Annotated in this window: 15 protein-coding genes; 14 read left to right on the plus strand and 1 reads right to left on the minus strand. The window is 36.6% G+C overall.

What is annotated here, in order from left to right; genetic code table 11:
• The first annotated feature begins 6 nt into the window (after positions 1–6).
• Positions 7–612: an IMPACT family protein gene (locus FOL89_RS14945; RefSeq protein WP_144283601.1), complete on the plus strand. Its 606-nt coding sequence runs from the start codon at positions 7–9 to the stop codon at positions 610–612.
• On the opposite strand, the gene FOL89_RS14950 is transcribed toward FOL89_RS14945, so the two are convergent.
• Entirely contained in the window at positions 609–1,298 is a 690-nt protein-coding gene (locus FOL89_RS14950) for a zinc metallopeptidase (RefSeq protein WP_144283602.1), read from the minus strand. The genes FOL89_RS14945 and FOL89_RS14950 overlap by 4 nt on opposite strands.
• 104 nt (positions 1,299–1,402) lie before the next feature.
• Here FOL89_RS14950 and FOL89_RS14955 point away from each other — a divergent pair, with 104 nt between their 5' ends.
• From FOL89_RS14955 to nuoK, 13 genes are all read left to right on the plus strand, one after another.
• Complete coding sequence (locus FOL89_RS14955; protein ID WP_144283603.1) at positions 1,403–2,527, plus strand: GNAT family N-acetyltransferase; 1,125 nt, start codon at positions 1,403–1,405, stop codon at positions 2,525–2,527.
• A 298-nt stretch (positions 2,528–2,825) separates the two neighbouring features.
• A complete protein-coding gene (locus tag FOL89_RS14960; protein WP_034673742.1) occupies positions 2,826–3,197 on the plus strand; it encodes an NADH-quinone oxidoreductase subunit A in 372 nt (123 codons plus the stop codon).
• Positions 3,198–3,302: 105 nt separating this feature from the next.
• Positions 3,303–3,863, plus strand: a complete 561-nt coding sequence (locus tag FOL89_RS14965) for an NADH-quinone oxidoreductase subunit B (protein ID WP_089744958.1) — start codon at positions 3,303–3,305, stop codon at positions 3,861–3,863.
• Between the two features lie 3 nt (positions 3,864–3,866).
• Positions 3,867–4,361, plus strand: a complete 495-nt coding sequence (locus FOL89_RS14970; RefSeq protein ID WP_130914061.1) for an NADH-quinone oxidoreductase subunit C — start codon at positions 3,867–3,869, stop codon at positions 4,359–4,361.
• A 61-nt stretch (positions 4,362–4,422) separates the two neighbouring features.
• The gene (locus FOL89_RS14975; RefSeq protein ID WP_144283604.1) at positions 4,423–5,646 is read left to right on the plus strand and encodes an NADH-quinone oxidoreductase subunit D; all 1,224 of its coding nucleotides are present in this window, start codon (positions 4,423–4,425) and stop codon (positions 5,644–5,646) included.
• Between the two features lie 105 nt (positions 5,647–5,751).
• A complete protein-coding gene (locus tag FOL89_RS14980) occupies positions 5,752–6,261 on the plus strand; it encodes an NADH-quinone oxidoreductase subunit NuoE family protein (protein ID WP_144283605.1) in 510 nt (169 codons plus the stop codon).
• 74 nt (positions 6,262–6,335) lie between these two features.
• Complete coding sequence (gene nuoF, locus FOL89_RS14985) at positions 6,336–7,688, plus strand: NADH-quinone oxidoreductase subunit NuoF (protein WP_144283606.1); 1,353 nt, start codon at positions 6,336–6,338, stop codon at positions 7,686–7,688.
• A 23-nt stretch (positions 7,689–7,711) separates the two neighbouring features.
• Complete coding sequence (locus FOL89_RS14990) at positions 7,712–8,527, plus strand: hypothetical protein (protein WP_144283607.1); 816 nt, start codon at positions 7,712–7,714, stop codon at positions 8,525–8,527.
• 46 nt (positions 8,528–8,573) lie between these two features.
• Entirely contained in the window at positions 8,574–9,572 is a 999-nt protein-coding gene (locus FOL89_RS14995; RefSeq protein ID WP_144283608.1) for a 2Fe-2S iron-sulfur cluster-binding protein, read from the plus strand.
• A gap of 176 nt (positions 9,573–9,748) precedes the next feature.
• Complete coding sequence (nuoH, locus tag FOL89_RS15000) at positions 9,749–10,813, plus strand: NADH-quinone oxidoreductase subunit NuoH (RefSeq protein ID WP_144283609.1); 1,065 nt, start codon at positions 9,749–9,751, stop codon at positions 10,811–10,813.
• A 153-nt stretch (positions 10,814–10,966) separates the two neighbouring features.
• Positions 10,967–11,524, plus strand: coding sequence for a NuoI/complex I 23 kDa subunit family protein (locus FOL89_RS15005; RefSeq protein ID WP_144283610.1), 558 nt, complete (start codon positions 10,967–10,969; stop codon positions 11,522–11,524).
• Positions 11,524–12,021 (plus strand): NADH-quinone oxidoreductase subunit J family protein, encoded by a 498-nt coding sequence (locus tag FOL89_RS15010; protein WP_144283611.1) that lies wholly within the window; start codon positions 11,524–11,526, stop codon positions 12,019–12,021. The genes FOL89_RS15005 and FOL89_RS15010 overlap by 1 nt, the downstream gene beginning before the upstream one ends.
• A gap of 4 nt (positions 12,022–12,025) precedes the next feature.
• Positions 12,026–12,355, plus strand: coding sequence for an NADH-quinone oxidoreductase subunit NuoK (nuoK, locus tag FOL89_RS15015; RefSeq protein ID WP_047482656.1), 330 nt, complete (start codon positions 12,026–12,028; stop codon positions 12,353–12,355).
• Positions 12,356–12,359: the final 4 nt, after the last annotated feature.

The raw sequence follows: 12,359 nt of genomic DNA on the forward strand, positions 1-12,359 counted from the left end.
TAAGACATGCTTTACGAATATAAAACAATCAGCCAGCCTATTGAAAATATTTTGCTAAAGGAGAAAGGTAGTAAGTTTATAGGATTCGCATTCCCTGTAAATAGTGATATAGAATTAAAAACAGCCTTAGACAAAATAAAATCTGAGCATCCGAAAGCAACTCATCATTGTTACGCATTCAGAATGGGATTAAACGGAGAAAATTACCGCGCCAATGATGATGGCGAACCATCAGGAAGTGCGGGATTGCCTATTTACAATCAGCTTTTGGCTCATGAGCTGACCAATATCCTTGTAATTGTCGTAAGATATTATGGCGGAACAAAACTGGGGGTTTCAGGTCTAGTAAAAACTTATAAAGAAACTGCCAAAATTACCCTTGAAGAAGCCGAAATTATCACAAAAGAGCTGGAAACAGAGATTGAGATTCAATTTAATTTTAGTCAGCAAAACATCATTTTTACTTTGCTTTCTAAATTTGATGCGAAAATTCTGAATTTTGAAGCTGACGAAAACTGTATCCTTACTGCTTCTGTTAAAACACTTTTAAAAGAAAACATCTCAGACAAATTGTCTGAGATGCAGCATATTTATTTTGATTTTAAAAATTAATCTCTTCTTCCTCCCATCAATAGTGATGCAAAATAAAGAAGCTGAACCAGAGATCCGATAGCCGCCACAACATAAGTCCGTGCTGCCCATTTCAAACTGTCTTTTACTCCGACGAATTCTTCAGAAGTTACTGTTCCCGTGTCTCTTAGCCATTTCATAGCTCTTTCACTAGCGTCATACTCTACAGGTAATGTTACAAAAGCAAATAATGTAGTTACGGCAAACATAATGACTCCGATTGCCAATAATAATTTACTTCCGCTCGCAATCATTACTGCAATACCTGCAAAAATAACAAACTGCATAAGGTTTGAACTGATACTTACAACAGGAACTAGTTTGGATCTCAACTGCAGCATAGAATATCCAACCGCATGCTGTACCGCATGACCACATTCGTGAGCAGCAACTGCAGCAGCTGCGGCATTTCTCTGCATATAAACAGCTTCAGACAAATTGACAGTTTTATCTGCAGGATTATAATGATCGGTCAATTGACCGGGAACCGAAATCACTTGTACATCATGTATATTATTGTCTCTGAGCATTTTTTCAGCCACTTCTTTTCCGGACATTCCGTTTCGCAGATGAACATTGGAGTAATACTCAAATTTAGATTTTAATCTTGAGGAAACAAGCCAGCTTACCAGCATGATAATTCCTATAATAAGATAATAACCTCCCATTTTCTTATAAATTTTAAATATAATAATCTTTTAATTCAAGTAAAAATTGTGCCAAAACATTAGGTATTATTAATTATATTTGTCATTCAATTTACCTGAATATCATGTCAGAAATTTCAATTTTTGAAGTAAAAACGCAAGATGAACTCAATCAGTTTGTAAAATTCCCTATGGATTTGTACAAAAATAATCCTTTTTTTGTACCCTCATTTATTAATGACGAAAAAAACATTTGGAATCCTGATGAAAATCCCGCACTAAAGTATTCTGAAGCCAAAAAATTTTTAGCAAAGAAAGATGGCAAAACAGTTGGAAGAATTGCAGTGATCATCAATCATAAGGAAGAAAGGGAGCTTGGAATAAAAAAAGTACGTTTTGGCTGGATTGATTTCATTGATGATATGGAAGTTTCAAAAGCATTGATTGATACTGCCATTAATTTTGCAAAAGCAAAGCAAATCAACGTGATTGAAGGTCCCATGGGATTTACTAATCTCGACAAAGCAGGAATGCTTACCCTGGGTTTTGACAGACTTGCTACAATGATCGGTATTTATAACCATGAGTATTATCCGGAACATCTTGAAAAACTTGGTCTTACAAAAGAAAAAGAATGGGTAGAGTTTGAGTTGGTATTTCCAGAAATTCTGCCCGATAAAATCCATAAATTCAATGAATTAATTTCTCAGAAATACAAACTAAAAGTACTGAATTTTAAAAATAAAGAGGAGATATTGCAATATGTAGATCCTATGTTTGATCTTTTAGACGAAACTTATAAGCATCTTTCCACCTACACACCTATTTCTGATGAGCAAAGAAAAACATACAAAGAAAAGTACTTTAAACTGATTGACAAGGATTTTATAGTTTGTATCGCAGATGAAAACAACAATCTCATCTCTTTTGCCATCACAATGCCTTCCTATTCAAAAGCTTTACAAAAATCAAAAGGCAAACTTTTACCTTTCGGATGGTGGCATTTCTTGCAGGCGGGAAGAAAAAACGACAGGGCAAATTTTTATTTAATCGGAATTCACCCTGATTATCAAAGACGTGGCGTTACTTCCATTATTTTTAAAGAAATATGGAAGATTTTCAGAAAAAAGGGAGTAAAATTCCTTGAAACCAATCCTGAACTTGAAGAAAATAAAAGCATCCAGCTACTTTGGCAGGATTATAATCCGGTAAATCATAAAAGAAGAAGAACATATTCCTTAAAATTTTAATATGAAAGTACATCTTTTCATCTTTGCTTTGCTTATTGCCGGTTTTGTTATTTACAATTTTTTTTTCACAGTAAATGATGACAGACTCAATACTCTAATTAACATTATTTACGCAAGCGTTCTTTTCGGTTATATTTCTTTCATGGCTTTTACGCTCTTGAAAAAAATGAAAAAATAAACTTATTTTTATTGATTCTAAATTATCGCTTTTTCCTAATTTAATCAGACTTTTAAGTTGATTAATTTTATGCTTTATGGTTTATTCCCTAAATTTGCAACTTGAGATAATAATGTAAAAATGAATTTACCTGAAAGTTATATTCCGATACTCATCCAAGCTGGTGTAGCAGTGGGCTTTGTAGCCATTTCTTTGCTTGGCGCTCACTTCTTGGGTCCAAAGCAGAAAAAAGGAAATTCTGTAAAAAACCAAAGCTGGGAATGCGGTGTTGCAGTTGAAGGAAATGCAAGAACTCCTTTCTCCATAAAATATTTTCTTACAGCAGTATTATTTGTACTTTTTGATATCGAAATCGTATTTTTTTATCCGTATGCAGTCAACTTCAGAGAATTTGGTCTTGAAGGATTTTTTGCTGTTCTCACATTTGTTGCCATCTTTTTCCTTGCCTTTTTTTATGTATGGAAGCGTGGCGCACTAGATTGGGATAAATAAAATCAATTATAATTTTAAATAAGACCTTTAGATCAACTCAATTGAATCGAAAATTAACATTAACGCTGATTTCTGATCTAAATTAAAATCTTAAAACAAATCAAAATGTCAGATCAAAAACCAATAATAAGAACAGATGCACCAGCTCCGGAAGGGTATGAAGGAGAGGGATTTTTCGCAACAAAATTAAGCAGTGTAATCGGTATGGCGAGAAAATTTTCACTCTGGCCGCTGCCTTTCGCTACATCATGCTGCGGGATTGAGTTTATGGCAACATTAAACCCTACTTACGATGCATCAAGATTCGGAATGGAAAGAAACTCTTTCTCACCGAGACAGGCAGATATGCTGATGGTTTGCGGAACTATTTCTAAAAAACTGGGACCTGTCTTAAAAGAAGTTTACACCCAAATGGCAGAACCAAAATGGGTAGTTGCCGTTGGTGCTTGTGCTTCGAGCGGTGGTATTTTTGATACTTACTCCGTTTTGCAGGGAATAGACAAAATCATTCCGGTTGACGTTTACGTTCCCGGATGTCCTCCAAGACCGGAACAGATTATTGAAGGAGTAATGCAGGTGCAGGCATTGGCAGAAAGCGAAAGCATCAGAAGAAGAGATACACCTGAATACCAGAAACTTTTAGATTCTTACAATATAAGCAACTAAGAAATGACTAACGAATTTGTATTAGAAGCCATCACAAGAGAATTCCCTGAATCTGTAATTTCCAGTTCAGAACCTTACGGAATGTTGACTCTTGAAATTAAAAAAGATGACATCAAAAAAGTAATTCATTATCTTAGAGATTCTTCTTTAGAAATCAATTTCCTTACAGATATTTGTGGAATTCACTATCCTGAATTTCCTGAAAAAGAAATAGGTGTAGTATATCATCTTCATAATATGATGACCAATTTCAGAATACGCCTGAAAATATTCATGTCAAGAGAAAACATTGAAGTTGACTCTATGACTGAATTATATGCCGGAGCGAACTGGATGGAAAGGGAAACCTATGATTTTTTCGGAATTAAATTTAAAGGACACCCGGATCTGAGACCTATTCTGAATATGGAAGATCTCGGTTATCATCCAATGCTGAAAGAATACCGTTTGGAAGACGGAACAAGAACGGATAAAGACGATGCAATGTTCGGAAGATAAAAAATAATGCAATAAGCAATAAGCCGAAAGCTTAAAGCCTATAGCCTAAAGCATTTAAATTATGAAAGACAACTCATTATCTAATATACTCAACCAATACGACAGTAAGGAGCAGATTGACGGGCAGTTATATACCCTGAATCTGGGACCTACTCACCCTGCAACACACGGAATCTTTCAAAACGTACTTACGATGGACGGAGAGAGAATTCTGCATTCTGAGCAAACCGTTGGATATATTCACAGAGCATTTGAGAAAATTTCTGAAAGAAGAAACTATTCTCAGATTACGACGCTCACAGATCGTATGAATTATTGCTCTGCGCCAATCAATAATCTTGGATGGCACATGACGGTAGAAAAACTCATCGGAGTTGAGGTTCCTAAACGTGTAGATTATATGCGTGTTATCCTGATGGAATTGGCAAGAATCGGTGACCATTTGATTTGTAACGGAGTAACAGGAATGGATTCCGGAGCAATTACAGGTCTTACCTATATGTTTATTGAGAGAGAGCGTATCTATGATATGTACGAGCAGATATGCGGCGCAAGAATGACAACCAATATGGGAAGAATCGGAGGTTTTGAAAGAGATTTCACTCCAAAATTCCATGAGCTGATCAAAGATTTTCTTAAAACTTTTCCGCCCAGATTTCAGGAATTCTGTAATCTTTTAGAAAGAAACAGAATCTTCATGGACAGAACCATAGGAACAGGTGGAATTTCAGCTGAAAGAGCTTTGAGTTATGGTTTTACAGGACCAAATTTACGTGCAGCAGGAGTTGATTATGACGTAAGAGTCGCACAACCTTATTCATCTTATCAGGATTTCGACTTTATCATTCCTGTAGGAACAGCCGGAGATACGTATGACCGTTTTATGGTTCGACAGCAGGAGATTTGGGAATCTATTAAAATTATTAAACAAGCTTACGAAAATCTTCCTGAAGGAGATTTCCATGCCGATGTTCCTGATTTTTACCTTCCTGAAAAAGCCGATGTTTATCAGAAAATGGAAGCTTTGATCTATCATTTCAAAATCGTAATGGGAGAAACAGATGTCCCTAAAGGTGAAGTGTACCATGCTGTAGAAGGTGGAAACGGAGAATTAGGTTTTTACCTCGTAAGTGATGGGGGAAGAAGTCCTTACAGACTGCATTTCAGAAGACCTTGCTTTATCTATTATCAGGCTTATCCTGAAATGATTACAGGTTCTGTAATATCAGATGCGATCGTTACGATGTGTAGTATGAATATTATTGCGGGAGAATTAGACGCATAAAAAGAAGACGTCAGACATCAGATTTTAGATGTTAGACTCTTTACTTTATATATAAAATTTAAAATCTGATGTCTGAAATCTGGCATCTGAAATCTTAGATAAAAAATGAGCGAAACAATAGCTTTTAAACCAGAAAGTTTAGCACAGGTTCACAAAATTATTGCAAGATATCCGGAAGGAAAACAAAAATCAGCTTTAATTCCTGTTTTGCATTTAGCACAAAAAGAATTTGGTGGGTGGTTAGACGTTCCTGTAATGGATTATGTAGCTGATTTGTTGACTATTAAACCTATTGAAGTATACGAAGTTGCTACTTTCTATACCATGTTTAATATGAAACCGGTTGGGAAATATGTTTTAGAGGTTTGCAGAACAGGACCTTGCATGGTTTCGGGAAGTGAAAAAATACTTAATCACATCAGAACCAAGCTGAATATTAAGGACGGACAAACTACTGAAGACGGAATGTTTACATTAAAACCGGCTGAATGTCTTGGTGCTTGTGGATACGCTCCGATGATGCAGCTCGGTAAATTCTTTCATGAAAATTTAACGATAGAAAAAGTAGACGAAATCCTTGATCTTTGCAGAGAAGGACAGATTGATCTGGGCTAAAATAATTTTAAACTAATTAAAAAAAGCGTATAGCATAGTGAAAGCTAGAAACTATTCGCTAAAAGCATATAACAATGAGTAAAAAACTTTTACTTAAAGACGCACACATAGAAGGTATACGTTACTTTGAAACTTACCGTAAACAGGGAGGTTACACCGCAGCGGAAAAAGCTTTGAAAATGACACCGGATGAAATTCTGGAAGAAGTAAAAGCTTCAGGACTTCGTGGTCGTGGTGGTGCAGGTTTCCCTACAGGCATGAAATGGAGTTTTTTGGCAAAACCGGAAGGCGTTCCAAGACACTTGGTAGTAAATGCTGATGAATCTGAACCGGGAACTTTCAAAGACAGATACCTGATGGAGTTTCTTCCTCATTTATTGATCGAAGGAATGCTGATTTCATCTTACTGTTTGGGTTCAAATGTTTCTTACATTTACATCCGTGGAGAATATTCCTGGATTCCTGATATTCTTGAAGAAGCTATTGAAGAAGCTAAAGCAGCCGGATTTTTAGGTAAAAATATTTTAGGAAGCGGTTTCGATTGTGAAATTTACGTTCAAAGAGGAGGTGGAGCATACATCTGTGGTGAAGAAACCGCATTGCTTGAATCTCTTGAAGGAAAAAGAGGAAATCCAAGACTAAAACCGCCATTCCCGGCTGTAAAAGGACTTTGGGAAAGACCAACGGTAGTAAATAATGTTGAATCTATTGCGGCAGTGGTTCCAATCATTGATATTACAGGAGCCGAATATGCTAAAATTGGAGTAGGTAGATCCACAGGTACAAAGTTGATTTCCGCTTGTGGTAACATCAACAAACCGGGAGTTTATGAGATCGACATGACCATTACGGTTGAGGAATTTATCTACTCTGAAGAATATTGTGGAGGAATTAAAGACGGGAAAAGATTAAAAGCCTGTATCCCTGGAGGAAGCTCAGTTCCTATTGTTCCTGCTAATTTATTATTGAAAACCGTAAACGGAGAACCAAGATACATGAACTACGAATCATTGGCAGACGGAGGTTTTGCTACCGGAACCATGATGGGTTCAGGAGGTTTCATCGTGTTGGATGAAGATCAATGTATCGTAGAACATACGATGACTTTGGCGAGATTTTATAACCACGAAAGTTGTGGGCAATGTACTCCTTGCCGTGAAGGAACAGGATGGATGTACAAGATTTTAAAGAAAATAGAAAACGGACAAGGAAAAATGGAAGATATTGATTTGCTTTGGGACATCCAGAGAAAAATCGAAGGAAATACAATTTGTCCATTAGGAGATGCAGCAGCTTGGCCTGTTGCAGCAGCGATCCGTCATTTCAGAGATGAATTTGAGTGGCATATTAAAAATCCGGAATTGTGCTTAACGCAAAACTATGGATTGGCAAATTATGCAGATCCTATTCCGTCCACTGTTAGTTAATTTATAATTTATTTAGGCACAAATTGAAAAAAAAGTTTTCATTACTGCTGTTTTTAGTAGTAGCGTCTGTTGTAAGCGCACAAACAGAACCCTTCAAAAAAGGGTCTGTAATGATTTTTTGGGGTTGGAACAATGCAAAATATTCAAACTCAGACATTCATTTTAAAGGGAAAGATTACGACTTTCAGCTGGATAATGTGGTCGCTCATGACAGACAGACCAAATTTGATTGGAATATTTATTTCAATCCGGGAAATTTAACTATTCCACAGGTAAATTATAGAATTACCTATTTCCCTAAAGATAATTTCGGGATTACCTTAGGAATGGATCATATGAAATATGTGATGGATCAGAATCAGGTTGTAGATTTTAAAGGATACATCCACGATCCAAAATATTCCGGAATGATAAATAATGGTAAAGTAGATCTTAAAGATGCTGAGTTTTTGACATTCGAGCATACAGACGGTCTTAATTACATCAATATTGGAGCGCAGAAGTATCATAATGTTCTAAACAAAAAAAATGTTGATCTATTTTTGAGTTACGGAGCAGGATTAGGAGCTTTACTGCCTAAGTCTAATGTGAGACTGATGGGAAATGAAAGAAGTGACAGATTTCATCTCGCAGGCTTTGGTTTAGATGCGAGAGCTGCGGTAAGTGTGGTTGCCATAAGACACATTGTTGTACAGGCAGAGGGTAAATTAGGCTATATCAATATGCCTGATATAAAAACAACGCTGAACAACAAACAGGATAAGGCAATGCAAGATTTTGTATATGCACAGTTCAATTTTGGAATAGGATATACATTCAATACTAAAAAGTATAATTAAAATAGAGCTTAAAAGCTTTTTAAAGCATAAGCGAAAAGCATAGAATATGAGCGAAGAGGTTAAAAAATTCAAAATAACTATAGACGGACAGACTACTGAAGTTTTGCCTGGAACTTCTATTTTGGAAGCTGCAAGACAAATCGGCGGAAAATCTGTACCTCCTGCAATGTGCTACTACAGCAAGCTGGAAACAAGTGGAGGACGATGCAGAACATGTCTGGTAGAAGTTTCTAAAGGTTCAGAAGCAGATCCGCGTCCTATGCCAAAATTGGTAGCAAGCTGCAGAACCAATGTGATGGATGGTATGGAAGTAAAAAACCTTTCTTCTGAAAAAGCTCAGGAAGGGAGAAAGGCTGTTACCGAATTTCTTTTGGTAAACCATCCTTTAGATTGCCCGGTTTGTGATCAGGCAGGAGAATGTCATCTTCAGGATTTGGGTTACGAACACGGAAATCTTGAAACCAGAACCGAGTTTGAAAGAAACACTTACGATGCAGACGATTTAGGTCCTCACATCAAATTAAATATGAACCGCTGTATTCTTTGCGCAAGATGTGTATTGGCAGCAAACCAATTAACTGGCGAAAGAGAACACGGAATTTTGTTCAGAGGAGATCACGCTGAAATTTCTACTTATCTCAACAAAGCTTTAGATAATGATTTCATCGGAAATGTAATCGACGTTTGTCCGGTTGGAGCATTAACCGACAGAACAGCACGTTTTGCAAGCAGAGTTTGGTTTACAAAGCCAATGAATGGTTCTTGTAAATGCGATAAGTGTTCAGGAAAAGCGACGGTTTACCTTAAAGGTGATGAAGTAGTAAGAGTAACCGCAAGAAAAGACCAATGGGGAGAAGTTGAAGAATTTATCTGTGATACCTGCCGTTTCGAAAGAAAGAATTTAAGCGATTGGAACATCGAAGGCCCAAGACATATCGACAGACATTCGGTAATTTCATTAAATCATTATGAAAAACCTAAAGACGAATTAAGAGTTTTAGACAATCCTATGGCTAAAGAAATCAGCGAAAAAGACGAAAAATAAAGAAGATAGATGCTTGAAGCTTGATGATGGATGTTTTTAATTATAAAACACTACCATCCAACTTCAAACATTTTAAACTTTTAAAATAAATAATTTGATAATGCGATGATGAGTTGTGCGGCGAATTGCTAAACATCCAGCTTCCAGCTCCCATCTTCAAACATTTAAAATAAAAAATGGATTTAATTACATTTAAATTAATACTCGTACTGGCTCTTTTCCTGTTATCATTAACAATAGCGGCCTACTCTACCTGGGCAGAAAGAAAAGTTGCAGCAATCATGCAGGACAGAATCGGTCCCAACAGATCAGGACCATTCGGTTTATTGCAGCCTCTTGCGGATGGTGGTAAATTTTTCTTTAAAGAAGATTTTACACCGGCTAACGCAGAAAAGTTTCTTTTCGTGTTGGGACCTGCATTGGTGATGTTTATTTCATTGATTACCGGAGCGGTTATTCCTTGGGGTAAAACACTGAACTTTGGCGGAATTTCTTATGATTTACAGGTAGCTAACATTGATGTTGGGGTACTTTTCATCATCGGAATGGCATCAATCGGCGTTTACGGAATCATGATCGGAGGCTGGGCTTCCAACAACAAGTATTCTTTATTAGGTGCAATCAGAGCTTCTTCGCAGATGATTTCATACGAATTGGCAATGGGTCTTGCATTACTTTCTATCATTATGATGACAGGAAGTTTAGATTTAAAAGTAATTACTGAAAATCAAACCGAAGGAAAACTTTGGGGAATTATCCCAATCGGTTCCGGGATGAACTGGAATATTTTCTACCAACCTTTAGCATTCCTGATCTTCTTCGTGGCTGCTTTGGCAGAAACCAACCGTCACCCTTTTGACTTACCTGAGTGTGAATCTGAATTGGTAACAGGATACTCTACCGAATATTCATCTATGAAATTAGGTTTATACATGTTCGGTGAATATGTAAATATGTTTATTTCTAATGCTTTCATGGTGGTTCTTTTCTTTGGAGGTTATAATTATCCGGGAATTGAATGGGTAACTCAGAACTGGGGAGAAAATACGGCAGGTATTTTGAGTATCGTGGCATTTTTAACAAAAACAGTAATCGGAATTTTGATCTTTATGTGGATCAGATGGACGTTACCAAGGTTCAGATATGACCAGTTGATGCATTTAGGATGGAAAACATTAATTCCGTTGGCATTGGTCAATTTGATGATTACAGGAGCTGTGATTTTGGCTTTCGGTAATTAATTTGAAAATGAAATAATTTGAGAATTTGAAAATGAGACAACTCTTTTCCATTCTTAAGAAGATATAAATTTGAAAATGAGCTGATGAGAAAGCAGCGATGAGATAACTTCCATCACCCAGCTTCCATCTTCCAACATTTAATAATAATAGAAAATGAAACTTACAAACAGATCTAAAGTTGTTTCAAATAAAGAGATGACCTTTTCTGAGAAAATCTACCTTCCGGCGATTTTCAAAGGAATGGGGATTACTTTCAAGCATGCTGTGAGAACAGTAGTTAAGGGTGCTCCTGCAGTTTACTCTTACCCTGAAGTTCAAAAACCAAGAACTGAAATCTGGAGAGGTCAGCACGTTCTGAAAAGAGACGAGGAAGGCAGAGAAAGATGTACAGCTTGCGGATTATGTGCCGTAGCTTGTCCTGCTGAAGCCATCACGATGACGGCTGCAGAGAGAACAAAGGAAGAAAAACACCTTTACAGAGAAGAAAAATACGCATCAGTATACGAAATCAATATGTTGAGATGTATTTTCTGCGGTATGTGCGAAGAGGCTTGTCCGAAATCTGCAATTTATCTTACAGACCGTTTGGTGGACGTAGAAACCAACAGAGGTTCTTTTATCTATGGAAAAGATAAATTGGTTGAAAAAATAAATGAAAGGATTGATATCACCGAAAGACAATCCGAGAAACAAAAAAATGCGGTAAAATAATGGATCAGTTTTTATTTTTCTTGGTGGCTTTTTTAGCAGTGGCAAGTGCTGTTTATTTTGTATTTGCAAAAAATCCTTTGTATGCTATTTTGTCATTAATTGTTACAATGTTTTCGATTGCCGGAATGTATATTCTCCTGAATGCACAATTCCTTGCAATCATCCAGATCATCGTTTACGCCGGAGCCATCATGGTTTTATTCCTTTATATTTTAATGATGCTTAATCTTAATAAGGAAGACGAAAGTAAGAAGAACAATACTTTAAAATTTATTGGAGTTTTTACAGCAGGTCTTTTATTAGTAGGTGTTTTAGGCGTTTTCAGAGGTGTTCAGGAAAAACACGTTTTGGTTGAAAATGTTGATCAGGGTGTCGGTCTTACGAAAAATCTCGGGAGACTTTTATTCAATGAATATGTTTTGCCGTTTGAGCTTGCTTCCATCCTGATTTTGGCAGGTATTGTAGGTGCGGTACTAATCGGTAAAAAAGATTTATAAAATTATGGGAGAAGTAAATACATTTATGCAAAGCATTCCTTTGGAATATTTCATTACTCTTTGTTCAGTTTTATTCTGCCTGGGAGTTTTGGGAGTATTGCTTAGAAAAAATGCGATTGTAATTTTGGGTTGTGTAGAGCTTATGCTTAATTCTGTAAACCTTTTATTGGCTGCATTTGCGGCATACAACGGGAACAGCGATGGACAGCTGTTGGTTTTTTTCATCATGGTCGTTGCGGCAGCCGAAGTAGCGGTTGGTTTGGCGATTATTGCGATGTTATATAGAAACACCCGTTCTGTAGATGTAGGAATTTTTAATAAATTAAAAGGATAAGAAA

Source organism: Chryseobacterium echinoideorum (assembly GCF_007474535.1).
In the GTDB taxonomy this organism is placed as follows: domain Bacteria; phylum Bacteroidota; class Bacteroidia; order Flavobacteriales; family Weeksellaceae; genus Chryseobacterium; species Chryseobacterium echinoideorum.

Coding starts and splice junctions, on each gene's coding strand:
- FOL89_RS15005 (WP_144283610.1), top strand. CDS start 10,967: ATGAAACTTACAAACAGATCTAAAGTTGTTTCAAATAAAGAGATGACC.
- FOL89_RS14980 (WP_144283605.1), top strand. CDS start 5,752: ATGAGCGAAACAATAGCTTTTAAACCAGAAAGTTTAGCACAGGTTCAC.
- nuoF (WP_144283606.1), top strand. CDS start 6,336: ATGAGTAAAAAACTTTTACTTAAAGACGCACACATAGAAGGTATACGT.
- FOL89_RS14945 (WP_144283601.1), top strand. CDS start 7: ATGCTTTACGAATATAAAACAATCAGCCAGCCTATTGAAAATATTTTG.
- FOL89_RS14965 (WP_089744958.1), top strand. CDS start 3,303: ATGTCAGATCAAAAACCAATAATAAGAACAGATGCACCAGCTCCGGAA.
- nuoK (WP_047482656.1), top strand. CDS start 12,026: ATGGGAGAAGTAAATACATTTATGCAAAGCATTCCTTTGGAATATTTC.
- FOL89_RS14970 (WP_130914061.1), top strand. CDS start 3,867: ATGACTAACGAATTTGTATTAGAAGCCATCACAAGAGAATTCCCTGAA.
- FOL89_RS14950 (WP_144283602.1), bottom strand. CDS start 1,298: ATGGGAGGTTATTATCTTATTATAGGAATTATCATGCTGGTAAGCTGG.
- FOL89_RS15010 (WP_144283611.1), top strand. CDS start 11,524: ATGGATCAGTTTTTATTTTTCTTGGTGGCTTTTTTAGCAGTGGCAAGT.
- FOL89_RS14955 (WP_144283603.1), top strand. CDS start 1,403: ATGTCAGAAATTTCAATTTTTGAAGTAAAAACGCAAGATGAACTCAAT.
- FOL89_RS14995 (WP_144283608.1), top strand. CDS start 8,574: ATGAGCGAAGAGGTTAAAAAATTCAAAATAACTATAGACGGACAGACT.
- FOL89_RS14975 (WP_144283604.1), top strand. CDS start 4,423: ATGAAAGACAACTCATTATCTAATATACTCAACCAATACGACAGTAAG.
- FOL89_RS14960 (WP_034673742.1), top strand. CDS start 2,826: ATGAATTTACCTGAAAGTTATATTCCGATACTCATCCAAGCTGGTGTA.
- nuoH (WP_144283609.1), top strand. CDS start 9,749: ATGGATTTAATTACATTTAAATTAATACTCGTACTGGCTCTTTTCCTG.